Below are 24,522 nucleotides of genomic sequence, written 5' to 3' on the forward strand. Positions count from 1 at the left end.
CTGTCATCGGGCCCCTTCCCCGCCGACGCGGGACAGGGCGGGACTTTCGCTAGATCGTTCCCCAGAGCGGATCGTGCTTTGACGCCGTATATTTGTGCTCGTCGGGCCGTGCGCCCGACATCATCAGCTTGTAATTGATCGCGTCGACCAGCGCCTCGAAAGACGCGTCGATGACATTCGCCGATACGCCGACGGTGGACCAGCGATTGCCCTCGTCATCCGCACATTCCACCAGAACGCGCGTCACGGCGTCCGTGCCTCCCTGAAAGACGCGCACGCGATAATCGACGAGCCGCACGTCGTCGATGAAGCGCTGATAGGCCCCGAGGTCCTTGCGCAATGCGAGGTCGAGCGCATTGACGGGACCATTGCCCTCGGCCGCCGAGATGCGCGTCTCCCCATGCACATTGATCTTGACGATCGCCTCGGCGCCCCTGTCCTCGAAGCCGTTGCGCGCGAAACGGCGATCCACCGCGACGCTGTAGCGCTCGATGTCGAAATAATGCGGCGCCTCGCCCATCACGCGCTTGGCGAGCAGGAAGAATGAAGCATCGGCGCCTTCATATGCATAGCCCTGCGCCTCCTTCTCCTTCACCTCGTCGAGAAGGCGCGTCAGGCGCGGGTCGTCCTTGTCGAGCGCGACGCCGAGACGCGTCAGCTCCGAGATGATGTTGGAGCGCCCCGCCTGATCCGACACCAGAACGCGGCGCGTATTGCCGACCGTCTCAGGCGGCACATGCTCGTAGGTGCGCGGATCGGTCAGCACGGCCGAGGCGTGAATGCCGGCTTTGGTCGCGAAGGCGCTGGCGCCGACATAGGGCGCATGGCGGTTCGGCGCACGGTTCAGCAATTCGTCGAGCGCGTGGCTGATGCGGGTGAGGTGTGTCAGCTTCTCGCGCGTCACGCCGATCTCGAAGCGCGAAGCGAACTCGTCCTTCAGCAGCAGCGTCGGGATGATCGTCGTGAGATTGGCGTTGCCGCAGCGTTCGCCGAGCCCGTTGAGCGTTCCCTGAATCTGCCGTGCGCCGGCGCGCACGGCGGCGAGAGAATTTGCAACCGCCTGCCCCGTGTCGTCGTGGCAATGCACGCCGACGCGCTCGCCCGGAATGACTTTTACAACTTCCGTAACGATGCGTTCGACCTCATGCGGCAGCGTGCCGCCATTGGTGTCGCAAAGCACAACCCAGCGCGCGCCCGCGTCATATGCCGCCCTGGCGCAGGCGAGCGCATATTCGGGATTGTCCTTGAAACCATCGAAAAAATGCTCGCAATCGACCGCCGCCTCCTTACTGCGCGCGACCGCCGCTCTTACGGATTGCGTAATTCCCTCGAGGTTGTCCTCTTCCGTGGAGCGTAACGCGACCTTGACCTGATAGTCCCAGCTCTTGGCGACAAAAGTCACGGCGTCCGCGGAGCTGTCCAGCAGCGCCGCGACGCCGGGGTCGTTCTCGACCGAGCGCCCCTGTCGCCGCGTCATGCCGAAGGCCGAAAAGCGGGCGCGCATCTTCGGCCGCGCCGCGAAGAACTCCGTGTCCAGCGGATTGGCGCCGGGATAGCCGCCTTCGACGTAATCGATCCCGAGCTCGTCGAGCATGGCGGCGATCTGCCGCTTGTCGTCGAGCGAGAAATCGACGCCCGTCGTCTGCGCGCCGTCGCGCAGCGTCGTGTCGTAAAGCGTCACGCGTTGCTTCGTCATCAATGCGCTCTCCCGGCGGCCGGCGCCGCCAGTTCCTTGGTCATGGTGGTGTTGCCGAGCCATTGCCCGGCGACCGTCACCGTATTGCGTTGCTGCGCGACGTAACCGCGCGCGGCGAAAAAGTCCCGTGCGGCGTCGGAGGCGTCGACCGTCAGTTTCTTCGCTCCCCGAGCGCCCGCGAGCTTTTCGATCGCTTCCGCAAGCGCCGAGCCGACGCCCTGACCCGCGAGATCCGGACGCACATAGAGCATGTCGAAAAGCCTGTTGTCCTTGAGCGACGCAAAGCCTGCGATGGCGCCGTTGACGAGCGCGATGATCGTGAGACCGCTCGCAAGACGCGCGGCGAACGCCGCTTCGTCATCCGCCGCAGACGCCCAGGCCTCGCGCTGATCGTCGTCATAATCGTCGGCGGCAAGCGTCTCTATGCTCGCGCGAAACAGCGCCGCCAGCGGCGCCGCATCGGCGGGGAGAAAGGGCCGCAATCCGGGCGTCGTCGCACTATGCGCCATTGTCAGACGACATCAAATGCGCGCAGCAGATGCCACGCGATGAACGCCGCGAAGGCGAGCACGAGAAGTTTGAAAATAAGATAGACGAGCCAATGGCGCTTGAACGGCAGCGTCTTTTTCCAGTCGTTATTGGACATGTCTACGCTCCATTGGTACGTTTGCAGAATTGATGGAAGGAAGCTTTCACCGCTTCACCTCCCATGTCGTCGTGCCGTCCTTGTTGTCCTTGAGCGCAATGCCCATGGCGGCGAGTTCGTCGCGGATGCGATCGGACTCGGCCCAGTCTTTTGCCGCGCGAGCGGCGAGGCGGGCATTTATAAGAGCGCCAATGGCGGCGGCGTCCACCCCCCGTCGCGTCTCGCGTTCGATCCATTGCACGTAGCTTCGAGCGTCAATGCCGACGAGCATCAATGCGTCATCAAGCAGGCGGGGGTCGAACACACTATGAAGGAAACTCATGGCGAGAGGGGTGTTGAGGTCATCCTTCAGAGCACCGACGAATTGACCAAAGAAGTCACCACTATCGCCAGTAGTCTCGCCAGCCTCAATAAACTCCGCCCATCGCCGCAAACTCGTCTCCGCCTCCTCCAGCGCCTTCACTGTCCAGTCGATCGGCTGCCGATAATGCGTGCGCAGCATCGCGAGGCGCAGTACTTCGCCCGGCCATTTCCTCCCGCCGAATTTCTCCGTGTGCAGCAACTCGTGGATCGTCACGAAATTCCCCAGGCTCTTGGACATTTTCTCGCCCTCGACCTGCAGGAATCCGTTATGCATCCAGTAATTCGCCATCACGTCGTGATCGAAGGCGCAGCGTGATTGCGCGATCTCGTTTTCATGATGTGGAAAGACGAGATCGATGCCGCCGCCGTGGATGTCGAATGTTTCGCCGAGATGCTTCCACGACATTGCGGAGCATTCGATATGCCAGCCCGGACGGCCCCTGCCCCACGGGCTGTCCCAGCCCGGCTCGTTCTCCTTCGATGGCTTCCACAGCACGAAATCCATGTCGCCGCGCTTGTAGGGCGCAACGTCGACGCGGGCGCCGGCGAGCATTTCGTCGAGCGAACGGCGCGACAGCCGGCCGTAATCCTTCATCGACGGCACGTCGAACAGCACATGGCCGTCGGCCGCATAGGCGTGGCGAGACGCGATCAGCCTCTCGATGATCGAAATCATCTCGGCAATGTGCTCGGTCGCGCGCGGCTGCACCGTGGGCTCGAGGCAGCCGAGCGCGCGAACGTCCTCCTGAAAGACCCTGTTGGTCTCCTCGGTCAGCTCCCGAATGGAAATCCCACGCTCGGCGGCGCGCGCGTTGATCTTGTCGTCGACGTCGGTGATGTTGCGGACATAGGTGACGTGATCGGCGCCGTAGTGATGGCGCAGCAGCCGGTAAAGCACGTCGAAGACGATCAGCGGACGCGCATTTCCGATATGCGCATAGTCATAGACCGTCGGCCCGCAGACATACATGCGCACGTTGGACGCGTCGAGCGGGCGAAACTCCTGCTTCTCGCGTGCGAGCGTGTTGTAGATCCTGAGCGTCTGCGACATGCAATTCCCCAATAGGCCAATACCGGCCGGGGCGTCGTTTCATGTCGTTTGATGAGACGTGACGGCTCCGGCCAGCGGTGGGCGCTAGCTGATAATAATCCGGCCACAAATTCGGAAACGGAGCGTCATGACGCGACCATGCGCCCGGAGCGCATCCGCGTCAAGCGCGACCCGCCGCCGCATTAAGGCGAGATCGTGGCGACTTAACGCATATTTTACCGCGTCCCGCTAACTCTGGAGGCCGTCCGCGCCCTTGTTTTCGCGGCTTAAAGTAGGCCCCCCATGTTCATGCCGTCAAAATTCGAAGGTTCGGTCTGGCCGCGTCTGCTCGCGCCCCTGCTCGCCGGCCTGCTGGTCAGCGCAGCCTATCAATCCGGCGCCCAGGCGGAGACCGCGGCGACCTATGTGATTTCGGATCAGGACGGCTATGGCGTGCTGGAGTGTCTCACGCAGCAGTCCGAATGCGGCAAGATCGTCGCCGACGCCTGGTGCGAGTCCCACGGCCACGGCCCCGCGCGCGCCTATGGCCGCGCCGAGGACGTCACCGCCGCCATTCATTCGGATACGGCCCGCACGCCGGCTCAGGCCGGCGCGGCGGTCGTCTCCTGCACGGACTGATCAGCCCCTCACCTCACGAAGTCGGCGCATTTCGGAATGTCGGTCTGGCCGCCCCACGGCTGGATCGCGATGGTGGACGTGGAATTTTCGGGCGAGCCTTCTACCAGCTTGTCCGAATAGACCATGTAAACAAGGACGTTGCGCTTCACGTCGCAGCCGCGCGCAATCTGCATGCGCTTGAACAGCAACGACCGGCGCTCGCTGAAGACCAAATCTCCCTGACCAAACTTTTCCTTGAACTTGATCGGCGCATACTGGCTGCAGGAGAGCGAGACTTCCGAGGTCTGCTCGGCGACCCCGAACATGCCCGCGACGCCGCCCTTTTCATGCGCCGTGTAATAGCAGGCCACGCCCTCGACGAGGGGGTCGTCGACGCCATAGGTGGCGAGTTTGTCGTTGGGGGTCAGGAGCTTGAAATCGGTCGACTTGCGAAAGATGAGGTCCGGCCCGTTTTGCGCGTCGGCATGGGTTGCGCTTGCCAGCGCGGCGACGGCGATCGAAAAAATTGCAGCGAAACCGGAACGTTTCATAGGTTAATCCTCCAAGTCGACGCCGCGGATATGGGCGAGTTCGAGCGGCAAGGGAAGAGCCCGAACCTTCGGGGAGACAAAAAAATTGTTGCGCCGCCGCAGGAACACGGGTGACGAAACCTGTCGCGAGCCTCGCCTTTTTGCGGACATGATGCGCGTGACAATCATGGCCGCTATCATGCGAGGCGCGATTAGGCGAGTATGAACAAAAGCGTAGCGATTTGGCGATTCGCGCGGCGGGTGGGCGCGTCACCCGGACGGCCCTGTCCTGCGAGGTCCGGCCCCAACCGGTCGCCATCCCTCAGAAGCCAGAGAAATTCATGAGGCCAAACTTGGGGCCGAGGTTTTCCCACGGGTTTTCAGTCGTCGCATGGCTTGCGACCATGATGGCGGCCGCCGGAACGCCGACGGGCGGCGCGCGCGCCGAGAGCGCCTATTGCGCCGATCTGCGGACGCAGATCGCACGGGCGGCCGCGGACGGCGCCGCCGCCCGCTACCGCGCCGCCGCCGCGAAGCAGCGCGCGGAATACGGCCGGCTCGCCGCGCGCGGGCGCGCCATGGGCTGCGACCGCGAACAATTCCTGTTCTTCGGCGATCCGCCGCCACCGCAATGCGCTGGCCTCAACGCCCGACTCAGCGCCCTGCGCGGCAGCATCGCCGCCTATGAGCAGGGCGCGGCCGACGACAGCCAACGCCAGGCGCTGGCCGCACGCTACGAGGGCGAATGCCGCAATCCCCGTGTCATGCCCGCGCGCGCGCCGCAGCCGCGCAATTTTTTCGAAGAGCTGTTCGGCGTCGCGCCGCCCAATAACGCCAGCGGCCTGCGCGAAGTTCCCGTCGGCCCCGTCGAGCCCGAGCCGCGCGACCCCTATGACGAAAGCGATCAGAGCGACGAGCGGCCGCGCGGCGGCTCGCAGGCGCTTTGCGTTCGCAGTTGCGACGGCGGCTTCTTTCCGCTGAATTATACGGCCAAAAACTCTAATCTCGACGATTTGAACGCGCTCTGCAAAGCGCTTTGCCCGAATGCGGAGGCGAAGCTCTACACCCGCGCGCCATGGAGAGACCTCAACGAGGCCGTCTCCATAGAGGGCGAGCCCTATTCCGATCACCCCAACGCGCTGAAATTCCAGAAGACTTATGACGCCTCCTGCGGCTGCAAGCCCCCGGGGCAGAGCTGGGCGGAGGCGCTCGCCGAGGCCGAGCGGATCATCGCCGAGCGAAACAGCAAGGACCAGATGGTAACCGCCGAGCAAGCAGAGCAGATGTCGCGGCCGCTCACATCCGCCGACCCGCGCGCGAAAAAAACCAGGGCGCAGCCGCCGGGGGGCGCGCAAGGGAACGAGGCCTTGCGGGGAACCGCCCCCGCGACCGACGACGCCTCTGGCGAGGTCTACCGCGAAGTCGTGGGGCCGGACGGCGTCAAACGCCGCGTGCGGGTAGTAGCGCCAATGTTGTAAGCGCGTCGGCTACAGCCGATCCGGCGAACGCCGCTGCTTGCGCCGATTACCCCAAATGCGACTTCACTGTCTCGATCAACTGCTTGATCGAGAATGGCTTGGGCAGGAAGCCGAAGTCGCCCTCCGGCAGGTTTTTGGCGAAAGCCTCTTCCGCGTAGCCGGAGACGAAGATCACCTTGGCGTCGACGCCGCGTTTTCGCAGCTCGGCGAACATTGCGGGGCCGTCCATCTCCGGCATGACCACGTCGGAGACGATGAGGTCGATCTTGCCGCCGACCTCCTCCACCAGTTCCAGCGCCTCGAGGCCCGTCGCAGCCTCCAGCACCGTGAAGCCGCGCGATTTGAGGGCGCGCGCGCCGATCGCGCGCACGGCGTCTTCGTCCTCGACGAGGAGCACGACGCCCTGCCCGGTGTAATCTGCGGCGGCCTTCGGCGCGTCCGCCTTCTGGGACTGCTCCTTTTCCTCCGGCTCATGGCGCGGCAGGAAGATGCGGAAGATCGTCCCGCGCCCGACTTCGCTGTCGACGAAAATGAACCCGCCGGACTGCTTGATGATGCCGAACACGGTCGATAGCCCGAGGCCAGTGCCCTTCCCGACCTCCTTGGTGGTGAAGAAGGGCTCGAAGATCTTTTCCTTCACCTCCGGAGGGATGCCGCTTCCGCTGTCTTCGACCTCGATCAGCACATAGTCGGCCGACGGCAGCTCCGGCTCGTTGAAGCTGGCGCAATCCGCCTTGGAGACGTTCCGGGTGCGAATCTGCACGCGCCCGCCCGTCTCCGGCATGGCGTCGCGGGCGTTGACGACGAGATTGATGATGACCTGCTCGAATTGCGTGATGTCCGCCTTCACGAACCACAAGTCGCGGCCGTGGCGCAGGTCGAGTTCGTTCTTCTCGCCGACGACGCGGCGCAGGAGGATTTGCAGCTCCGAAAGGGCGTCGCTCAGCTGCAACACCTGCGGACGGAGGGTCTGGCGGCGCGAGAAGGCCAGCAATTGCCGCGTCAGCCCGGCGGCGCGATTGGCCGTCTCCTTGATCTGGCGAATGTCCCGGAAGGCCGGATCGGTCGGACGATGGCTGGAGAGCAGCAGATCGGAATAGCCGATGATCGCCGTCAGCATGTTGTTGAAATCATGCGCGATGCCGCCCGCGAGCTGGCCCACGGCGTTCATCTTCTGCGACTGCGCGAATTCCTCCTGCAGCTTGCGCTGTTCGCTCGTATCGAGCGCGTAGATCATCGCGCCCTTCTTGCCGGCGTCCTCGGCCGGCGAGACGAAAAAGCGCGCCGAGCGCGGCGCGGCGCCGTCGTCGAAGGCGACATTCACCGGGCGAATGTCGCTCTTGCCCTCCACCGCGTCCTGTATGGCGCTGCGCAGAGCGGCGCTGTCGCGTTCGTTCAGATCGGCGAGCACCGCCCATGGCGCGCTCTCGCTCCCTTGCCCGCCTTTCAGCGCCTGCGGAAGCAGCCGGGCGAAGGCGGCGTTGGAGCCGAGCAGACGCCCCTCGGCGTCGAGCGTGGCGATGGCCATCGGCGTCGAGTTGAAGAAGCGGGCGAAACGCACTTCGGCGGCGCGCAAATTGTCCTCGGGCTGCTCGCCGGCGGCGCGGTTGAGCACCAGTGTGCGCGAGGCGCCGGCGGCGCCGTCCTGCCCGAAGGCCACCTGATGCAGCAGCCGCACCGGCAGAGAGCGCCCGTTACGGCAACGCAGATCGAGGTCGATCTGCTCCGTCTTCACCTCGCCGGGCGATCCAGCCACCGCGGCCAGCAGCGCCGCGCCGTTGTTGGCGATGACGGTCGACAGCGTCGCGCCGCCCGAGCCGACCTGCGTCAGATCGTAACCGAGCCAGCCGGCGAGCGTCTTGTTCATATAGGAGATTTCTCCGTCCGGCCCGACGGAGAAGAAACCTGCCGGCGCGTGATCGAGGAAGTCGATCGCGTGCTGGAGCTCCTGAAAGACATTCTCTTGCCGCTGGCGATCGGCGGTCACGTCGGCGACGGCCCAAAGCGCGGCGCGCGGCCCGGCTTGCGGCAGCGGACGCACGCGGATGCGGTACCACCCGAAGGGGCCGAGGCCAGTGAGCGGCGGCGAAAGGCGCAAATCCTCGACATGCGCCGTCCCCGCGCGGGCTGCCTGGGCGAGGCGATAAATCGCTTCCGAGACTTCCGGCGGGCCGGAGAACAGTCGCTCGACCGCTTGCAGTCCCGCGGCGTCTCGCGCGCCGCAGAGAGCCATGTATGCCTCGTTGGCGTAGACGATCTGCAAATCGCCCTTGGTGACGAGCAGGCCCTCCCCCGATGTGTCGGCGATGAGTTTGGTGACGTCGTTGCGGGCGACGCGGGTGGAGAACTGGATGAGGCCGACGGCGTAGGCGAAAAGAAAAAATATTCCGGCCACGCCGAAAAGCGCCAGCGCGAGCATCATGAAACGCGGCGCCAGAGACGCCGGCGCCAGAAAATATACGCCGAGCACCGCGACGATCGCGACGGCCAACGCCATCACGAGGCCTGCGTTTCCGGGCCGCTCGTTTCGGTCAAATGCAGACGGCGCCGCCCGCTCGGTCATCACTTTAGGCCCCGCGTGTAGAGCCCGAACGCCGCTTCCGCGAGGTCGCCGCGGGCGATTCGGTCTCGCCCCCAGAATAATGCTTAACGAAAAAGAGTCGAAACGCCGTCCAGTTTTCCCCAAGCCTTTAGATCGCGCGCTTCGGCAGATTCGCTCGAAACATCGGCGATCGGGGGAGCAATGGCGAGGACGTCGGGGTAAAACGCCCCTGACTTCATCGACATTTGTTAACCATTCGTTAACCTTTCGGCGCCGCTTGCCAGAAAAGATGCTAAATTGGCAAGGTTCATGCGCGTTCGAACGAGAGACTTGCTGTTCATGCCCGAGAAATTCTCACAACTGCTCCCCGTACTCGGAGCAATCGTGGCGTTCCTGTTCGCCGCGCTCCTGGTGCTTTACATCTTCCGGCTCCTGTTCGGACGAAAAATTCGCGCGCCGGGGGCCCGCAATCGCCCGCGACGCCTCGATGTCGTCGATGTGTTCGATCTCGACCGCGAGCGTCAGCTCGTCATCGTTCGTCGCGACAACATCGAACACCTTCTCCTGATCGGCGGACCGAACGACGTTCTCGTGGAGGCGACGATCAATCGCGTCGAGGGCGCGATCGGCCGTCCGGCCGAATCGCGGCCCGTTCCGCAGCCCGCCGCTGGCTGGCCGCCCGGCCCGGGCGCGCCGCCGCCGGCCCGGGAGGCCGGACCGCCGCCCGGCGCCGCCTTGCCGGAAGCGGCCCCACTTTCGCCTGCCGGACCGCCTCCGAAGCCCGCCGCGCCGGGCCCGCTGAACCTGCCGCCGGACCTTTTCGCGCCGGCGCCGGCCAAGCCTGCACCCGCGTCCCCGCCGCCGCCGGTGGCGAAGGAGCCAGCGCCCCCGCCGCCGCCGGCCGCCGTCGCTCCGACCGCCCCGCCGCCGGCCCGTCCGGCTGCGCCGCCGCCGCCTCCGCCTCCGCCGCCCCTGTCGTCGCGCCTCTCGCCATCGACGTCGCGGCCGACGACGCCGCCCTTCCTCGCGCGCACGCAGCGTCTGATTCAGCCGAAGAAGGACGCCGAGCCGGCTCCCGCTCCCAAGCCCGCCCCCGCGCCGGCTGCTCCGCCCGCGGCTCCCGTCGCGCCGCCGCCGGCTCCTCCCGCAGCAGCAGCTCCGCCGCCGCCGCGCCCTGCCGCTCCGCCCCCGCCGCCTCCTGCGCCGCCCGCCGCCCCTGCGGCTCCGGCGCCCGCAGCAGCCGCGCCGCCGCCGGCTCCCCCTCGTCCCGCCGCGCCGCCGCCGGCCGCCCCGCCGCCTGCGCCCGCCCCGGCAGCGCAACGCCCGGCTGCGCCGCCGCCCGCGCCGCCCCCGCCGCCGGTGAAGGAGCCGACGCCGCCCCCGCCGCCGCCGGCCGCCGAGATCGACCCGCTCGAGTCGCTCGAGGCTGAAATGGCGCGGCTTCTGGGCCGTCCGGAGAAGGAATAAGCAAAAAGGGCGTCGCCTTGTCAGCGACGCCCTTTTTCATTGCTTCAACGAAAACCGCAGATCAGTCGTCCCGATAGACCTTTTCCCGCCGCTCGTGGCGCTCCTGAGCCTCGATCGACAGCGTCGCAATCGGCCGGGCGTCGAGGCGCTTGAGCGAGATTGGCTCGCCCGTCTCCTCGCAATAGCCGTAGGTGCCGTCCTCGAGACGCATCAGCGCCGCGTCGATCTTGGCGATCAGCTTGCGCTGCCGGTCACGGGCCCTAAGCTCGATGGCGCGGTCCGTCTCCGATGACGCGCGATCGGCGAGGTCGGGATGGTTTTCGTTTTCATTCTGCAGGGCGGCCAGCGTTTCGCGGCTTTCATGCAGAATGTCCTCCTTCCACGACAGCAGCTTGCGACGGAAGTATTCGCGCTGCCTATCGTTCATGAAGGGTTCGTCTTCGGACGGTTTGTAAGTCTCTTCCAAATCCACCGTCATTGCCGCGAATCCCCCGTAAGGCCATAGGCGGAGCCTATATAGACGCGCCGGTTGACACTTACAATCGCTGACGCCCGTGTTGCCATTTTCACCCGCATACCGTGCAGAATCATAACCTTGCAAATGAGCCGGAAAAGGCGCGCCAGTGCGCTCAACCCATCGCCTTGCGCAGATTTTCGTCGATCTTGTCGAGGAAGCCGGTGGTCGAAAGCCACTTCTGGTTGCAGCCAACGAGCAGCGCCAGGTCCTTGGTCATGAAGCCGGCCTCGACTGTCGCCACGCAGACCTCCTCGAGTGTGCGGGCGAAGCGGGCGAGTTCCTCGTTGCCGTCGAGTTTGGCGCGATGGGCGAGGCCCCGCGTCCAGGCGAAGATCGAGGCGATGGAGTTCGTCGAGGTCTCGTGACCCTTCTGGTGCTCGCGGTAGTGCCGCGTCACCGTGCCGTGCGCGGCCTCCGCCTCCACCGTCTTGCCGTCGGGCGTCATCAGCACGCTGGTCATGAGGCCGAGCGAGCCGAAGCCCTGCGCGACCGTATCCGACTGCACGTCGCCATCGTAATTCTTGCAGGCCCAGATGTAACCGCCCGACCATTTCAGCGCCGAAGCGACCATGTCGTCGATCAGGCGATGCTCGTAATGCAGGCCCAGCGCCTCGAACTGCGACTTGAATTCCGCGTCGTAGATCTCCTGGAAGAGATCCTTGAAGCGGCCGTCATAGGCCTTGAGAATCGTGTTCTTGGTCGAGAGATAGACGGGGAATTTGCGCACCAGCCCATAGTTGAAGGTGGCGCGCGCGAATTCGCGGATCGACTCGTCGAGGTTGTACATGGCCATGGCGACGCCGGCGCCGGGGAAGGAGAACACCTCCTTCTCGATCACCTGCCCGTCCACGCCCTCGAACCTGATCGTCAGGCGGCCCTTGCCGGGAACCTTGAAATCCGTCGCGCGATACTGGTCGCCGTAAGCGTGGCGGCCGACCACGATCGGCTGCGTCCAGCCCGGCACGAGCCTCGGCACATTCTTGCAGATGATCGGCTCGCGGAAGATCACGCCACCCAGAATGTTGCGGATCGTGCCGTTCGGCGACTTCCACATCTCCTTGAGGCTGAATTCCTTAACGCGCGCTTCGTCGGGGGTGATGGTGGCGCATTTCACGCCGACGCCATGCTGCTTGATGGCGTTGGCGGCGTCGACCGTCACCTGATCATTGGTGGCGTCGCGATTCTGGATCGAGAGATCGTAGTAAAGCAGATCGATGTCGAGATAGGGCCGGATCAGCTTGTCCTTGATGAAAGCCCAGATAATCCGGGTCATTTCGTCGCCGTCGAGTTCGACGACCGGATTCGCCACTTTGATCTTCTGCATGAAACCCTCATCCCGTTCGGCGCCCGCTTATAACGCCGCGCCAATGCAAGGCAAAGCGGGCGCCATCATGGCCCGTCAAATCAAGGGATCTGAAACCGCGTCAGAATTGATCCCGAACGACGACCAGTCGACATATGGCGGCCGTCCTTCCCCTGAGCTTCATGAACAGTTGTACACATAACAAGAAGCGCTTTGGTTTTCGTGAGATTTTGCGTTAGCCGGCGGCAACAGAGCTTTTGTTGACTATTGGAATATTGCAAGGAACGCTCAAGATTCACGGTCTAGCTTGCGCATCTGGAACCATGGCGAAGCTCTTTTCGCGCTATGTGGATATTCAGACCAATGCGCAAATCTGGATTTTATGCTCTCGCACGCGGGTCGCGCGTCCGGAAGCGATTGCGAAATTTCTGCGCCGACGAGCGCGGCTCCATTGCGATGATCTTCGGGCTCGCGCTCATCCCGATGTTCATGATGATGGGCGCCGCCGTCGATTACACGCAGGCGGTGACGGTCAGATCGCGATTGAATCATCTCGCCGACCGGGCGGCGCTCGCCGCCGTCAAGGCCGCCGCCCAGAAGGAATCGGACTGTATCGCCAATCCCGCCGGCAATAATGTCTCGAATTTTCAGGGTTGCGGCCAGAACGACATCATCAAGGCCGGCGTCGCGGCCGGCGTCCAGTATATGAACGGCGATCCGCTCATGCGCGGGGCCGACCGAAAACCGACGATCGAACTCTCTAGCAGTGAGGGTTCATGGTCGGCGACGGTCAATTATTCGGCCGACATTCCCACGAATATCGCGCGACTGATGGGCGTGCAGACGATCCCCGTCAACGGGAAAGTCACGTCCAATATCGCGCTCGGCACGCATATGTATCTGAACTTCCATCTGCTGCTGGATCGTTCGATGTCGATGGGGATAGGCGCGACCTCGGACGACATTTCGCGACTTCAGGCGCTGACCGGCTGCGCCTTCGCGTGTCATTCGGAAGGCTATGAGGCGCAATATTACGACCAGCCCAAGGCGCAGGGCATCCGCTTCCGCATCGACGATCTCCGCGACGCCACTGGCGCGCTCGTCGCACAGGCAAAGATGGTGGCGAGCGCCAATGCGCGCGAGCATATTCAGATGGGCGTCTACGCTTTCAACCATCGTGTCTCGCCGCTCGTCGAGATGACGTCGGATCTAACGAATGTGGCGAACGCCGTGAAAAATCTCGATCTCCCCACCCACGACGACGGCACGCAGGCGGCCGACGCGGTGACCTGGCTTGTCGCCAACAAGATCAAGGGCAACGGCACGGGGCTCACCAGCGCCGCGCCGCTCGAAATCGTGTTCCTCGTCACCGACGGCGTGGAGGACGGCATCTACACGGGCTGGAACAAGATGGTCGGCCCGACCGGCCTGCCGCTGCCTTGGTGGCCGTCATGGATGACCAAGGCGCCGACGAGCGCCTTCCCCGTCACCGCATGTGACGCGCTGAAGAGCAAGGGCGCCATCGTCGCCGTTGTCTATACGACTTACGTGCCGTTCCCCGGCACGGTTCAATATGACAGGTTGATAGGCCCCTTTGCGCCGAATATTTCCCCCAATCTGCAAGGCTGCGCGTCCCAGGGCTATTTCTTCACGGCGTCCGAGCCGGGCGACATCACGCGAGGCATGCAGAGCCTGTTCAACAGGGCGCTGCAGGAGCTCGCGCTGAAACTGACGCATTGATGCAGGAGATGCGGCGGCGCATCGAAGAGACGTCGTTTACGGCGTATTATGCGCGAGACGACTAACGTCGCGCGACACCTGCCGCGCGGAAATTCTTTTATGCTGACCTCGCTACTTTATTTTGTGATTTATTCGCTGCCGTCGATCGCCGGCTGGTGGCTCTGCTTCAAGGCGCCATTGGGCCGACGCAAGATCCGCCTTTCCGCTTCGATTCCCGCGCCGCCGCAGGCCGTGTGGCTGCGTCTCGATCCGCGCAATTCCGATGCGGAGTGGAATCCGCAATACGACATCCGTGACGTGACGATACTCTCGCAGGAGCCGCTGACCATCGCGAAGACGCTGCGTCCGCGCCACAGCGACAAGCCTTTCCGGCGCATCGTCGACGCATGCGCCCTCGACGAGTCGAAAGGCCGTATGGAGATCGTGGAGCTCTCGAAAGACGACAGGCCAACGCCCGCCGAAGACGCGCCGCGCATATGTTACGAAGTGACCGGGGACGGCGCCGGATCGCTTGTCACGCTCACTTACGAGAGCAGGATGACAGGCTATCTGAATTACGAGCTGTCGCGGCTGAGCCTCACGCGCTATCTCGCGGCGCTGCGAGACGTCGCCGTCGGCCACGGTTCAACGAAGGCGCCCTGTCTGCGATTTTCCGGCTGGCGTATGGCGTGGCTGGGATTTCTCGGCGCCGTTGCGCTGATCGCAATGATGCTCGCGCCAGCCGTCTACATGGCTTTGAGCGGATTGCCGGCGAACTTTTTCGCTTTCGCCGGAGGCGCGTCCATCAATGGCGCCGCGGCCGCCGTCATTTGCCTGGTCGTCTTTCTGCTCATCACCTATCTCGCCGCCATTTTCGTTCTTGCGACGCTGGTTCACGAGCTCGGGCACGCGCTGGCGATGGTCGCTTTCGGCCATCGCGGCGTCACGGTCAGCCTCATTCCGTTCGGCGGCGGCGTCGCGCTGACGGGGCGCAATCACGCCAGCGCATTCGAGGCCGGAGCCGTCGCCCTCGCGGGCCCCCTCCTCGCCGCCGCCTTGACGCTTCTGGCGCTGCCGGACGCGGAGACGGCGACGAAAGCGCTTGGCTATCTCGTCGGTTCCGCGAACACCCATTCCTCGGAGACACTCAGCCTGCTGACATGTTTTTCGGCCGTGACCGGCGTGCTTTTCGCGTTTCTGACGCTGCTGCTGAACGTCCCGAATATCCTGCCCTGGACGGGCTCGGATGGCGCGAAGGCGCTCGCGGCGACCTTCAGCAGCCGCAAGCTGCGGCTCGTCGCCGCCGGCGCTCTGACCGCGCTGCTCGCGCTGACTTTCGCGAGGTTCGAGGATCTTTTGCCTTTCGGCGTGCTTCTGGCGGTTCTGAGCTGGTGGAACCGCAAGCGCGCGAGTAGCGAGACAACCCGCGCGCCCAGCGGCGGCGAGCGCCTTCTCATCGCTGGGGTAATGGCGCTCACAATCGCGCTTTACGCCCATGAGGCGGCGACGCTCAGGCGCATCGAATGGCCCCAGAAACCAGGCGCCGAGACGCCGTTTCCAGCGAACGGGACCTGACCCCTTCCCCCCGGCGCGCGTTCTGAATAGTTTGCCGCCTCTCTCGTGAAAGGGGCGCAAGTGGTCGGAGCCGGGACGGATCGAAGCAAGATAGCCTATTCAGGCGGGCCGGCCATCATACTGGTGCGGCCGCAGCTCGCCGTGAATATCGGCATGTGCGCGCGGGCGATGGCGAATTTCGGTCTCTCCGACCTGCGGCTCGTGAGCCCGCGCGAGGGCTGGCCGAGAACCGGCGCCTATCGCAAGGGCGCCTATGCCGCCGCCGCCGGCGCGACGCATCTGCTCGAAGGCGCGAAGCTCTATGACAGCGTGCGCGAGGCGATAGAGGATCTGTCCTTCGTCTACGCCGCGACGGCGCGCGGACGCGGGCAGATGAAGCCCGTTCATACGCCCGCGCAGGCGCTGCCGACGACCGCCGCGCGCCATGCGGCGGGCGAAAGGCATGGGGTGCTGTTCGGCCCCGAGCGCACCGGGCTCGACAATGACGACGTGGCGCTCGCCGACGCGATCCTGACCTTCCCGGTCAATCCCGCCTATGCCTCGCTCAATCTCGCGCAGGCGGTGCTGCTCACAGGTTACGAATGGTTTCGCGCCGCCCATGGCGATGTCATCCCCTTCGAGATCGAGGAGCGCTCGCCGCCGGCAACGCGGGAGATGACGCTCGCCTTCTTCGATTTTCTGGAAAACGAATTGGACAAGCGCGGCTTCTTCCGCCCTCTGACGAAAAAGCCGGTGATGTCGCGCAATCTGCGCAACATGTTTCACCGCATGAGCCTCACCGAGCAGGACGTCCGCACGCTCTGGGGCGTCGTGGTGCGGCTGGTGGAAGGCCCCCGCCGCGACCCGAAAAAGGCGACGCGCAGGAAGGCGGCGGATGAGACGAATGAAGCCGCCGGGACGCAGGAGCCGGAGAACGCCGACTCTTAATGAAACGAGCGTTTTGCCTCCTGCTTCGCGGGCGGCGGCGGGGCGAGCGGGCTGGCCTGATGGTGCAGCAGCCGCCATTTTTCGTCGATCAGCCGAAACCAGTTGGTTGCGAGCAGTAGCCCGCCCCCCACTTCCTCGACACAGAAAACGCGGCCGTCCCCGCCTTCGATCAGCGTCTTCTCCTCGCGCGCCGTCACCGCCTCCTGCGACGGGTTGCGGAAAATGTCGCGGTAGGAGGCGATCACCGGCGCACGCCCGATGAGCGCCGGCCAGCCGGGATGCACGCAGGTGACGCCACCGGACGCCCACAACGCCTCCATGGCGCCGAGATCACGCGCGGCGAAGGCTTGATAATAAACAGCATTGGCGGCGAGGAGAGCGTTTTCGTCCATGCGCCGAGAGTGTCCGATTTGCGCCGGCATGGCAAATGCAGCCCTTTGATCGCTATCGGAAAGGACGCCGGAGATGGATGCGTTGACGTGGTTCGGACTGTTCGCTGTCAGCGCGATGCTCGTCACATATGCGCTCGAGGCGCGCAGCCACTGGTTCGTGCTCGCCTTCGCGGCGTCCTGCGCGATGGGCTCGGTCTATGGCTTTCTGCAGGGCGCCTGGCCCTTCGGCGTCGTCGAGGCGATCTGGTCGCTCGTCGCGCTGAACCGCTGGCGAAAGCCTGGTTGAGGCGCGTCAACGGGCGAAAGGGCGTGGCGCGGGGGCCGGTCGCGGATGACAGCGACCTCTGCGGGCCGCCCGGTCTGCTATTTCAGGTCCGGTGTTCAGGAGACAAGGCTGCCGAGCAAGCCGGGGGCGTGAGCGCCGCTTGATTCAATTCCGGGAAGCTTCCTGAAAAAACTCCCCAAAAAAGATAGTCCGCCAGCGGATAGAAACGCTGGCGGACTCTATTTCGATGACGCGATTGACCTGATAGCCGTTAAGGGCAGCCTTACGCCTTTCGGCGTAAGCCGCCTCATGTCACGACCCAAGTCGCATCACCGTCGAAACCGGACCACTCTGTGGGACCGATCACGCGCTGATCGTAAAGATCAGAGGCGCGTCAGGGTCACAGCGGCGATGACGACCATAGCCAACATAGCTGCGGGGACAAGCCAACCCATGATTCTCTCCCTCTTGTTACGCCTTTTTATTGGCGTCCTTTTTACGGCGTAGCCGCACGAGATAGCTTCACGAAGGGCTCCCCCTTTGTCAAGCCCCAACCATCTCATTGAAACGCTCCCTGCTCTTGGGGTCAGGCGAGCGAGGCGCTACAGACCGCCGCGCGGCGGGCGTTCCAGACCTCAAAAAACCGGGAAATCCGGATCGATTTTCGGGCGCGCGGATGACGCTCGGCCGGCGACCGGACGCCTCCGACGGAGGCGAGCCGCACGTCCCCCGACCTATGGCGCAATCCCCTTACGCGCCCGTCAGCCCCGGCGGCGAGGGCTTCGCGCGCTTGTAACCGACCGCGAAGTGCATATGCTTGCCGCGCATTTCGACAAGGAAATTCAGATGGCGAAGATCGCAGCAGCAGCGGCCAGCCTCTTGTTTTTCTTCCAGACTTTCGCATTCGACACGAATGCGGCCGATCTGCGCATGATCGCCAAAGGCGCCAAGCAAGGGATCATTCGCGGCGATTCGTCGGCGCAAACGCCGGAGCGAATCCCTGTGCTGGCTGTCGAGCACGGGATCAGCGTTCTGCGCGACGCCTCGGGAGGGGCGACGGGAAAAGCCATTCGTAAACCCCTCATTGTCACCGTCCCGATGGGCGCCAGTTTTCCCCAGCTTTACGACGCCGCGGTTAACGGCGAGGTCCTGACAGAGGTGACGATCGAGGCGGATGCGTCGGGCGAAGGAAGGCCGGCATGGATTCTTGCGCTGAAAAATGCGCTGATCATCGAGGCCGCGCTCGATGCGAGGACCGGAATCGAGTTGGAGAAAAAAATTTTGCGTCTGACGATGACCTATCAGGACATCGGCTGGAGCCTCCAGCCTGGCTCCGAGGGCGTTGTTTCTCCGATGGTTCCGCATTGAATGAAAATCATTCGTCGCCATCTTAGCTCCGATCGTGATATTGAGCCGTCGCGCCGGCCTTGAACCGGGCGCATCAGAGGCCAGACATGTTCATCCAGACCGAAACCACTCCCAACCCCGCCACGCTGAAATTCCTCCCCGGCCAGGACGTGCTCGGCCAGGGCGCAATGGAGTTTCGCTCGCCCGACGCTGCCGCCAACGCGCCGCTGGCGCAGGCGCTTCTCGCAATCGACGGGGTTCAGGCCGTGATGTACGGCTCCGACTTCGTGTCCGTGACGAAGGACGGCGCCGACTGGGCACATCTGAAGCCCGCGATTCTCGGCACGATCATGGAGCATTTCGCCTCCGGCGCGCCGCTGCTGACCGAGGGCGCCGCAGGGGCGCAGCAGCAGGAGGACGGCGAGTTCTACGACCCCTCCGACGCGGAAACCGTGGCCACGATCAAAGAGTTGATCGAGACGCGCGTGCGTCCGGCGGTGGCCGGCGACGGCGGCGACATCGTCTTCCGCGGCTTCCGGGACGGCGTCGTCTATCTCACCATGAAGGGCGCCTGCTCGGGCTGCCCGTCCTCCACCGCGACGCTGCGCAACGGCATCGAGAACCTGCTGCGCCACTTCCTGCCGCAAATTAAGGCGGTGCAGTCGGCGTGAGCGGAAACCCTCGCTACACATAAGTTTTGGCTTCAATCTGAGGATTCGCGGGCGCCTTTGTTGATCGAGACCGGAAAACGGTCATAATCCGGGAATCATGCGAATCCTTGCGATTGACACAGCCCTTCCCGCCGTCTCGGCCTGCGTGCTCGACCACGACGCGGAAGAGCCCATTGCCTCCGAGCGCCTCGAGATGGAGCGCGGACACGCCGAGGCGCTTTTGCCGCTCATCGAGCGGGTCATGAGCAAGGTCGAGGGCGGCTTCGCCTCGATCGACCGCGTCGCAGTCGCGGTGGGTCCCGGCTCCTTTACCGGAATTCGGATCGGGCTGGCCGCCGGTCAGGCCATCGCGCTCGCCTGCAAGGCGGAGATCGTCGGCGTCTCCACGCTCGCGGCGCTCGCCGCCCCGCTTATTCTCGAATCTTTCGAGGGCGTTGTCGCCGCCGCGATAGACGCCCGCCACGGCAAGGTCTATGTCGCGGCCTTCGGGCCGGACGGCCGCGCGCTTCTGACGCCCCGCCGCGCGGGGGCGCATGAGGCGCTGCGCGCGCTCGGCGACGGTCCGCTGCTCCTGATCGGCTCGGGCGCCGAACTGCTGGCCAAGGAAGCCCGCGCCCGCGGCGTCGCGGTCAAGATCGTCGGCGAACAGGCCTCTCCGGACATTTCCTACGTAGCCCGCCTCGGCCTCGCCGCGCAGCCGGAAACAGCCCCGGCCCGGCCGCTCTATCTCAAGGAGCCGGACGTCACGGTCGACAACAAGCAGCAGGAGGCGCAGCCCGTCGGCGCGGCGACCGACGTCCCGCCGGCTGTGGAGACCGCAATGGCGCCCGACGTCGTGTCCGACGCGCCCTCTCCGGCGCAAGCGTGAGCCGGACAGATGAGTCTGCTGTCCAGCTTTTTTGGCAAGGCCACTTTCGTCATTGAGCCGATCGGCGCCGAGCGCGCGGAGGAATGCGAGAGCCTGCACGGCGCCTCCTTCGCGTTCGGCTGGTCGAAGATCGATTTCGAGAGTTATCTTACGGATTCTCACGTCATAGCGGACGGCGCGGTGACGGAGGGCCGGAGATCGACATTGGGCGGGTTCATCCTCTCGCGCCTCCTGCCGCCCGACGCGGAAATACTGACTTTCGCGGTCGATCCCGCCCGGCGCGGGGTCGGTCTCGGCCGGATGCTTCTGGACAAGCACCTCGAAAATCTCGAACGCGGCGGCGCGCGACTGGTGTTCCTTGAGGTGGCCGACGACAATGAGGCGGCCCTGAAGCTCTACTCGCGCGCGGGCTTCAAGGAGATCGGGCGGCGCGAGAACTACTACCAGCGCGCCAATGGCGAACGCCGCGCGGCGATCAATCTGCGTCTGGAGATGTAGGCCGGCCAAATATTGGATTCGGCGCAGCCGCTGAAAGCCCCTATAATACGCTCGCTGGACTCGGCGACGCGCGAGTCGCGGCTGGGGCTTCAGGGAGCAAAAGAGATTTCCACACCGGTTTCGAACGCGGTCGAGACGATCGAGGACGTTACCGCCAAAGGCGGCAAGGTTCTGGTCAAGTCCTATGGCTGCCAGATGAACGTCTATGACGCGACCCGCATGGCGGACCTGCTCGGGCGCGAGGGATATGCCGAGACGGCGAACGAGGAAGACGCCGACCTCGTCATTCTCAACACCTGCCACATCCGCGAAAAGGCCGCCGAGAAGATCTATTCCGAACTCGGAAAACTCGCCTTGACCAAGCGCGAACGCGACGCGCAGGGCCGCGAGATGAAAATCGTCGTCGCCGGCTGCGTCGCTCAGGCGGAGGGCGAGGAGGTTCTCAAGCGCCAGCGCGCCGTCGATCTCGTCGTCGGACCTCAGAGCTACCACCGCCTGCCGGACCTGTTGCGGCAGGCAAAGGACGGCCGCCGCCTCACCGACACGGAATTCGCTGTCGAGGACAAATTCCACGCCCTGCCCGACCCGAGCCGCGCCCAGATCCGCGCCCGGGGCGTTTCCGCCTTCGTCACCGTGCAGGAAGGCTGCGACAAGTTCTGCTCCTTCTGCGTCGTGCCTTACACCCGCGGCGCCGAAGTCTCGCGGCCCGTCGCCGATATCGTCGCCGAGACCCGACGGCTTATCGACGCCGGGGTAAGAGAGATCACGCTCATCGGGCAGAACGTGAACGCCTATCGCGGCGCGGACGACAAGGGGCGGGAATGGGGCCTCGCGCGGCTTCTGTCTCACCTTGCCGACATGGATGGGGTCGAGCGTCTTCGCTACACGACCAGTCATCCTGTCGACATGGCGCAGGATTTGATTGACGCGCATGAGTCGATCGGAAAGCTCATGCCCTATGTCCATCTCCCCGTGCAGTCCGGCTCGGACCGCATCCTGAAAGCCATGAACCGCCGCCATACGGGCGCCGACTACCTCGACATCATCACGCGGCTGCGCAAGGCGCGGCCGGATGTGGCGATGTCCTCCGATTTCATCGTCGGTTTCCCCGGCGAGACGGACGCGGATTTCGAGGAGACGATGGCGCTGGTGCGAAAGGTCGGCTTCGCTTCGAGCTTCTCCTTCAAATATTCGCCCCGCCCGGGCACGCCCGGCGCCGAGCGCGACGACCAGATCGACGAGGAGGCGAAGCGCGAGCGCCTCGCCGCGCTTCAGGCGTTGCTCGAAGAACAGCGCCAGGCATTCAACGCCGCGACCGTCGGCCGTGAAATCGACGTGCTTTTTGAAAAGCCCGGCCGTCACGAGGGTCAAATCGCTGGCAAGAGTCCCTATATGCAGGCTGTGCATGTCGAGGGGGATCCCGAAATGATCGGGAGTGTGGCGCGCGTCGCGATTGTCGCGGCAGGCTCCAATTCTCTGGCGGGGCGGCTTTTGGGCGAGGAGGCGAAGGCTTGACGACGATCGACGATCTGCAGATCGTTCCGCGCGACGACGCGGCAGAGCCCGATGCGGAAATCACGCTCGCCTTCGAAAACAACAAATATGCTTCGCTCGTCTTCGGCCTCTACGATCAGAATCTCGCGAAAATCGAACGACGCCTGCGCGTCGCCTCCTTCGCCAATGGCAATCATGTCACGCTGAAGGGAAAATCCGAAGCCTGCGAACACGCGCGCCGCGTGCTCGAGGCGCTTTACGACCGTATTTCCAAGGGACAGGCGGTCAGTCTCGGCGACGTCGACGGGGCGATCGAGGAGACCGCGCGTCAGCGCAGCCTCTTCCCCGAATCGGAGCCGAGCCGCGGCGCCTTCGAACAGATTCTCACCCGCAAGCGCGGCCTCGTTCGCGCCCGCAACGCCGCGCAGGATCAATATCTGCGCGCGCTGAAGCGTTATGAGCTCGTTTTCGCCGAAGGCCCGGCCGGCACCGGCAAGACCTGGCTGGCCGTGGGCCATGCGGTGCAGCTGATGGAGCAAGGCGCCGTCGAGCGACTGATCCTCTCCCGACCGGCGGTCGAAGCCGGCGAGCGTCTGGGCTTCCTGCCGGGCGACATGCGCGAGAAGGTCGATCCCTATCTGCGTCCGATCTACGACGCGCTGCACGACTTCATGGATTCGCGAATGGTCGAGCGCGGCATGCAGACCGGCATCATCGAAGTTGCGCCGCTCGCCTTCATGCGCGGCCGCACGCTGACGCGCGCCTGCATCCTGCTCGACGAGGCGCAGAACGCCACTTCCATGCAGATGAAGATGTTCCTCACGCGCCTCGGCGAAGGCTCGCGCATGATCGTCACGGGCGATCCCTCGCAGACCGACCTTCCGCCCGGCCAGGTTTCGGGGCTTTCGGAAGCCGTTGGGCTGCTGTCGGAAATCGACAGCGTCGGCCGCGTGAAATTCTCGGAAGGCGACGTCGTGCGCCACGATCTCGTGCGCCAGATCGTCGGCGCCTATGATCGCGCCGCGCGCGCCAGGAAGAAGCCGCGCGACGACGCATGAGCGTGGACATCGACATTCTGATCTCGACCCCCGCGTGGGAAAGCTTCGAGGGGCTGGAGGCGCTGACGCAGGAGTGCGTGCGCGCAAGTCTTGCCGAAAGCGGCGCGAAACTGGCGCCGGGCTGCGAGTTGAGCGTCAATTTCTGCGACGACGCGGAAATCCGGGAGCTGAACGCCGAGTGGCGCGGCAAGGACAAGCCGACGAACGTGCTCTCCTTTCCCACCCCCGGGAAGCTCGCGAACCGGCCCCTGCTCGGCGACATCGTCATCGCCTACGAAACCGTGGCGCGCGAGGCGGGGGAGCAAGCCAAGACCTTGCGGGACCACACCGCGCATATGGTGATCCATGGATTTCTGCATCTGATCGGCTATGATCACGAGACGTCCGCCGAAGCTGAGACGATGGAGGCGCTGGAACGTCGCATTGCGGCCGGGTTGGGCCTGCGCGACCCCTATGCGCCCGGTGACGACGAAGAGGCGGGGCAACTGAACAAGTCTGATGTCGACACGATCTGATAACGCCGAGGAGCCTTTAAGACGCACGCACGAGGGGTCGCGCGGTTCGTTTTTCGATCGCCTGCGCGCTGCGCTGGGACTGGCGCCGGCCTCCGTGCGCGAGGACATCGAGGACGCGCTGGAGGAATCCGCCGGCGACGTGACGCCGCATGAGCGCGCGCTTCTCAAGAATGTGCTGAGCCTGCACGATCTGCGCGTCGAAGACGCGATGATCCCGCGCGCCGACATTATCGCCGTGCCGATGGACGCGCCGCTACGGGAGGCGCTGAAAGTGTTCCGCGAGGCCGGCCATTCCCGCCTGCCCGTCTACGCCGACACTCTCGACGACCCGCGCGGCATGGTCCACATCCGCGACTTCGTCAATCATCTCGCCTCCTGCGCGGAGCTTCGCGCGGCGCAATCCGGCGGCACTCCGGCGGAGGGGAAGAAAGTCGACTTCGACACGCCGCTCTCGGCGGCGAGCCTTCTCAAGCCCGTGCTCTTCGTGCCGCGCTCCATGCCGGCGCTCGATCTGCTGATCCGCATGCAGGCGACGCGCACCCATCTCGCGCTGGTGATCGACGAATATGGCGGCACCGACGGGCTCGTCACCATCGAAGACATCATGGAAATGATCGTCGGCGACATCGAGGACGAGCACGACGTCAGCGACGAGCCGGCCATAGAGGCGCTGGAAAACGGCGACTACCTCGTCGACGCGCGCGCCGATCTCGACGAAGTCACGGTCCGCCTCGGCGTCGACTTCCGGCTGGAGGATACGCCGACCGAGGTGACGACGATCGGCGGTCTCGTCGCCTGGCTCGCCGGCCGCGTGCCCATGCGCGGCGAAATCATCGCGACGCCCGTCGAGGCCTATGAGTTCGAGATCGTCGACGCCGATCCGCGCCGGGTCCAGAAGCTGCGGGTGCGCGCGCGCCGCCATCCCTGAGACGTGGGCGCAACCGTCTTGGGCTTTGCCTTGCCGGGAAACCGATTAAAGTCGGTTCCGCTGATTCGCGGGGGG

General features: G+C 64.7%; 24 protein-coding genes. 15 read left to right on the top strand and 9 right to left on the bottom strand.

Going from position 1 to position 24,522, the window contains the following annotated elements; all coding sequences use genetic code 11:
• Positions 1 to 49 precede the first annotated feature (49 nt).
• From cimA to cysS, 4 genes are read right to left on the bottom strand one after another with little or no spacing between them, the layout of a single operon-like run.
• Entirely contained in the window at positions 50 to 1,696 is a 1,647-nt protein-coding gene (gene cimA / locus LG047_RS02850; RefSeq protein WP_227965238.1) for a citramalate synthase, read from the bottom strand.
• A complete protein-coding gene (locus tag LG047_RS02855; RefSeq protein ID WP_227965240.1) occupies positions 1,696 to 2,205 on the bottom strand; it encodes a GNAT family N-acetyltransferase in 510 nt (169 codons plus the stop codon). Before LG047_RS02855 ends, cimA begins: the two co-directional genes overlap by 1 nt.
• A 2-nt stretch (positions 2,206 to 2,207) precedes the next feature.
• On the bottom strand, positions 2,208 to 2,342 hold the full coding sequence (locus LG047_RS19525) for a hypothetical protein (RefSeq protein ID WP_255679528.1): 135 nt from the start codon (positions 2,340 to 2,342) through the stop codon (positions 2,208 to 2,210).
• Positions 2,343 to 2,388: 46 nt separating this feature from the next.
• Positions 2,389 to 3,756, bottom strand: coding sequence for a cysteine--tRNA ligase (gene cysS, locus LG047_RS02860; protein WP_227965242.1), 1,368 nt, complete (start codon positions 3,754 to 3,756; stop codon positions 2,389 to 2,391).
• 282 nt (positions 3,757 to 4,038) lie between these two features.
• Between cysS and LG047_RS02865 the strand changes: the two genes are divergently transcribed.
• Positions 4,039 to 4,374: a hypothetical protein gene (locus tag LG047_RS02865; RefSeq protein WP_051134072.1), complete on the top strand. Its 336-nt coding sequence runs from the start codon at positions 4,039 to 4,041 to the stop codon at positions 4,372 to 4,374.
• 8 nt (positions 4,375 to 4,382) lie between these two features.
• Here the strand turns inward: LG047_RS02865 and LG047_RS02870 are convergent, their stop codons facing one another.
• Positions 4,383 to 4,904, bottom strand: a complete 522-nt coding sequence (locus LG047_RS02870) for a CreA family protein (protein WP_227965244.1) — start codon at positions 4,902 to 4,904, stop codon at positions 4,383 to 4,385.
• A gap of 320 nt (positions 4,905 to 5,224) precedes the next feature.
• On the opposite strand from LG047_RS02870, the gene LG047_RS02875 reads away from it, so the two are divergent.
• Positions 5,225 to 6,361, top strand: coding sequence for a DUF2865 domain-containing protein (locus LG047_RS02875; protein ID WP_227965247.1), 1,137 nt, complete (start codon positions 5,225 to 5,227; stop codon positions 6,359 to 6,361).
• Positions 6,362 to 6,407: 46 nt separating this feature from the next.
• Here LG047_RS02875 and cckA read toward each other — a convergent pair whose 3' ends face one another.
• Positions 6,408 to 8,924, bottom strand: a complete 2,517-nt coding sequence (gene cckA / locus LG047_RS02880; protein WP_227965249.1) for a cell cycle histidine kinase CckA — start codon at positions 8,922 to 8,924, stop codon at positions 6,408 to 6,410.
• A 288-nt stretch (positions 8,925 to 9,212) separates the two neighbouring features.
• On the opposite strand from cckA, the gene LG047_RS19665 reads away from it, so the two are divergent.
• Positions 9,213 to 10,370, top strand: coding sequence for a flagellar biosynthetic protein FliO (locus LG047_RS19665; protein ID WP_305080313.1), 1,158 nt, complete (start codon positions 9,213 to 9,215; stop codon positions 10,368 to 10,370).
• A gap of 61 nt (positions 10,371 to 10,431) precedes the next feature.
• On the opposite strand, the gene dksA is transcribed toward LG047_RS19665, so the two are convergent.
• Positions 10,432 to 10,848, bottom strand: coding sequence for an RNA polymerase-binding protein DksA (gene dksA, locus LG047_RS02890; RefSeq protein ID WP_036282023.1), 417 nt, complete (start codon positions 10,846 to 10,848; stop codon positions 10,432 to 10,434).
• A 151-nt stretch (positions 10,849 to 10,999) separates the two neighbouring features.
• Entirely contained in the window at positions 11,000 to 12,211 is a 1,212-nt protein-coding gene (locus LG047_RS02895) for an NADP-dependent isocitrate dehydrogenase (protein WP_227965250.1), read from the bottom strand.
• A 396-nt stretch (positions 12,212 to 12,607) separates the two neighbouring features.
• Here LG047_RS02895 and LG047_RS02900 point away from each other — a divergent pair, with 396 nt between their 5' ends.
• The 3 genes from LG047_RS02900 to LG047_RS02910 all read left to right on the top strand — a co-directional run bounded on the left by LG047_RS02900 (position 12,608) and on the right by LG047_RS02910 (position 16,411).
• Entirely contained in the window at positions 12,608 to 13,930 is a 1,323-nt protein-coding gene (locus LG047_RS02900) for a pilus assembly protein TadG-related protein (RefSeq protein ID WP_227965252.1), read from the top strand.
• A 99-nt stretch (positions 13,931 to 14,029) separates the two neighbouring features.
• Entirely contained in the window at positions 14,030 to 15,484 is a 1,455-nt protein-coding gene (locus tag LG047_RS02905; protein WP_227965254.1) for a M50 family metallopeptidase, read from the top strand.
• A 60-nt stretch (positions 15,485 to 15,544) separates the two neighbouring features.
• Positions 15,545 to 16,411, top strand: a complete 867-nt coding sequence (locus LG047_RS02910) for an RNA methyltransferase (protein ID WP_227965255.1) — start codon at positions 15,545 to 15,547, stop codon at positions 16,409 to 16,411.
• Here the strand turns inward: LG047_RS02910 and LG047_RS02915 are convergent.
• On the bottom strand, positions 16,408 to 16,803 hold the full coding sequence (locus LG047_RS02915) for a nuclear transport factor 2 family protein (protein WP_227965256.1): 396 nt from the start codon (positions 16,801 to 16,803) through the stop codon (positions 16,408 to 16,410). The genes LG047_RS02910 and LG047_RS02915 overlap by 4 nt on opposite strands.
• A gap of 73 nt (positions 16,804 to 16,876) precedes the next feature.
• Here LG047_RS02915 and LG047_RS02920 point away from each other — a divergent pair, with 73 nt between their 5' ends.
• The 9 genes from LG047_RS02920 to LG047_RS02960 all read left to right on the top strand — a co-directional run bounded on the left by LG047_RS02920 (position 16,877) and on the right by LG047_RS02960 (position 24,447).
• Positions 16,877 to 17,089 (top strand): hypothetical protein, encoded by a 213-nt coding sequence (locus tag LG047_RS02920; protein ID WP_036282040.1) that lies wholly within the window; start codon positions 16,877 to 16,879, stop codon positions 17,087 to 17,089.
• Positions 17,090 to 17,914: 825 nt separating this feature from the next.
• Positions 17,915 to 18,436 (top strand): type VI secretion system tube protein Hcp, encoded by a 522-nt coding sequence (locus LG047_RS02925; RefSeq protein ID WP_227965257.1) that lies wholly within the window; start codon positions 17,915 to 17,917, stop codon positions 18,434 to 18,436.
• 86 nt (positions 18,437 to 18,522) lie between these two features.
• Positions 18,523 to 19,086, top strand: a complete 564-nt coding sequence (locus LG047_RS02930; protein WP_227965258.1) for a NifU family protein — start codon at positions 18,523 to 18,525, stop codon at positions 19,084 to 19,086.
• Positions 19,087 to 19,183: 97 nt separating this feature from the next.
• Positions 19,184 to 19,954 (top strand): tRNA (adenosine(37)-N6)-threonylcarbamoyltransferase complex dimerization subunit type 1 TsaB, encoded by a 771-nt coding sequence (tsaB, locus tag LG047_RS02935; protein WP_227965259.1) that lies wholly within the window; start codon positions 19,184 to 19,186, stop codon positions 19,952 to 19,954.
• Positions 19,955 to 19,963: 9 nt separating this feature from the next.
• A complete protein-coding gene (locus tag LG047_RS02940; protein WP_227965260.1) occupies positions 19,964 to 20,452 on the top strand; it encodes a GNAT family N-acetyltransferase in 489 nt (162 codons plus the stop codon).
• Positions 20,453 to 20,647: 195 nt separating this feature from the next.
• Entirely contained in the window at positions 20,648 to 21,967 is a 1,320-nt protein-coding gene (miaB, locus tag LG047_RS02945) for a tRNA (N6-isopentenyl adenosine(37)-C2)-methylthiotransferase MiaB (RefSeq protein WP_370635065.1), read from the top strand.
• Positions 21,964 to 23,004: a PhoH family protein gene (locus tag LG047_RS02950; RefSeq protein WP_036282055.1), complete on the top strand. Its 1,041-nt coding sequence runs from the start codon at positions 21,964 to 21,966 to the stop codon at positions 23,002 to 23,004. The genes miaB and LG047_RS02950 overlap by 4 nt, the downstream gene beginning before the upstream one ends.
• Positions 23,001 to 23,519, top strand: a complete 519-nt coding sequence (ybeY, locus tag LG047_RS02955; protein ID WP_227965268.1) for an rRNA maturation RNase YbeY — start codon at positions 23,001 to 23,003, stop codon at positions 23,517 to 23,519. Before LG047_RS02950 ends, ybeY begins: the two co-directional genes overlap by 4 nt.
• Positions 23,503 to 24,447: a hemolysin family protein gene (locus LG047_RS02960; protein WP_036282058.1), complete on the top strand. Its 945-nt coding sequence runs from the start codon at positions 23,503 to 23,505 to the stop codon at positions 24,445 to 24,447. Before ybeY ends, LG047_RS02960 begins: the two co-directional genes overlap by 17 nt.
• Positions 24,448 to 24,522: the final 75 nt, after the last annotated feature.

Source organism: Methylocystis sp. WRRC1 (assembly GCF_020733155.1).
In the GTDB taxonomy this organism is placed as follows: Bacteria; Pseudomonadota; Alphaproteobacteria; order Rhizobiales; family Beijerinckiaceae; genus Methylocystis.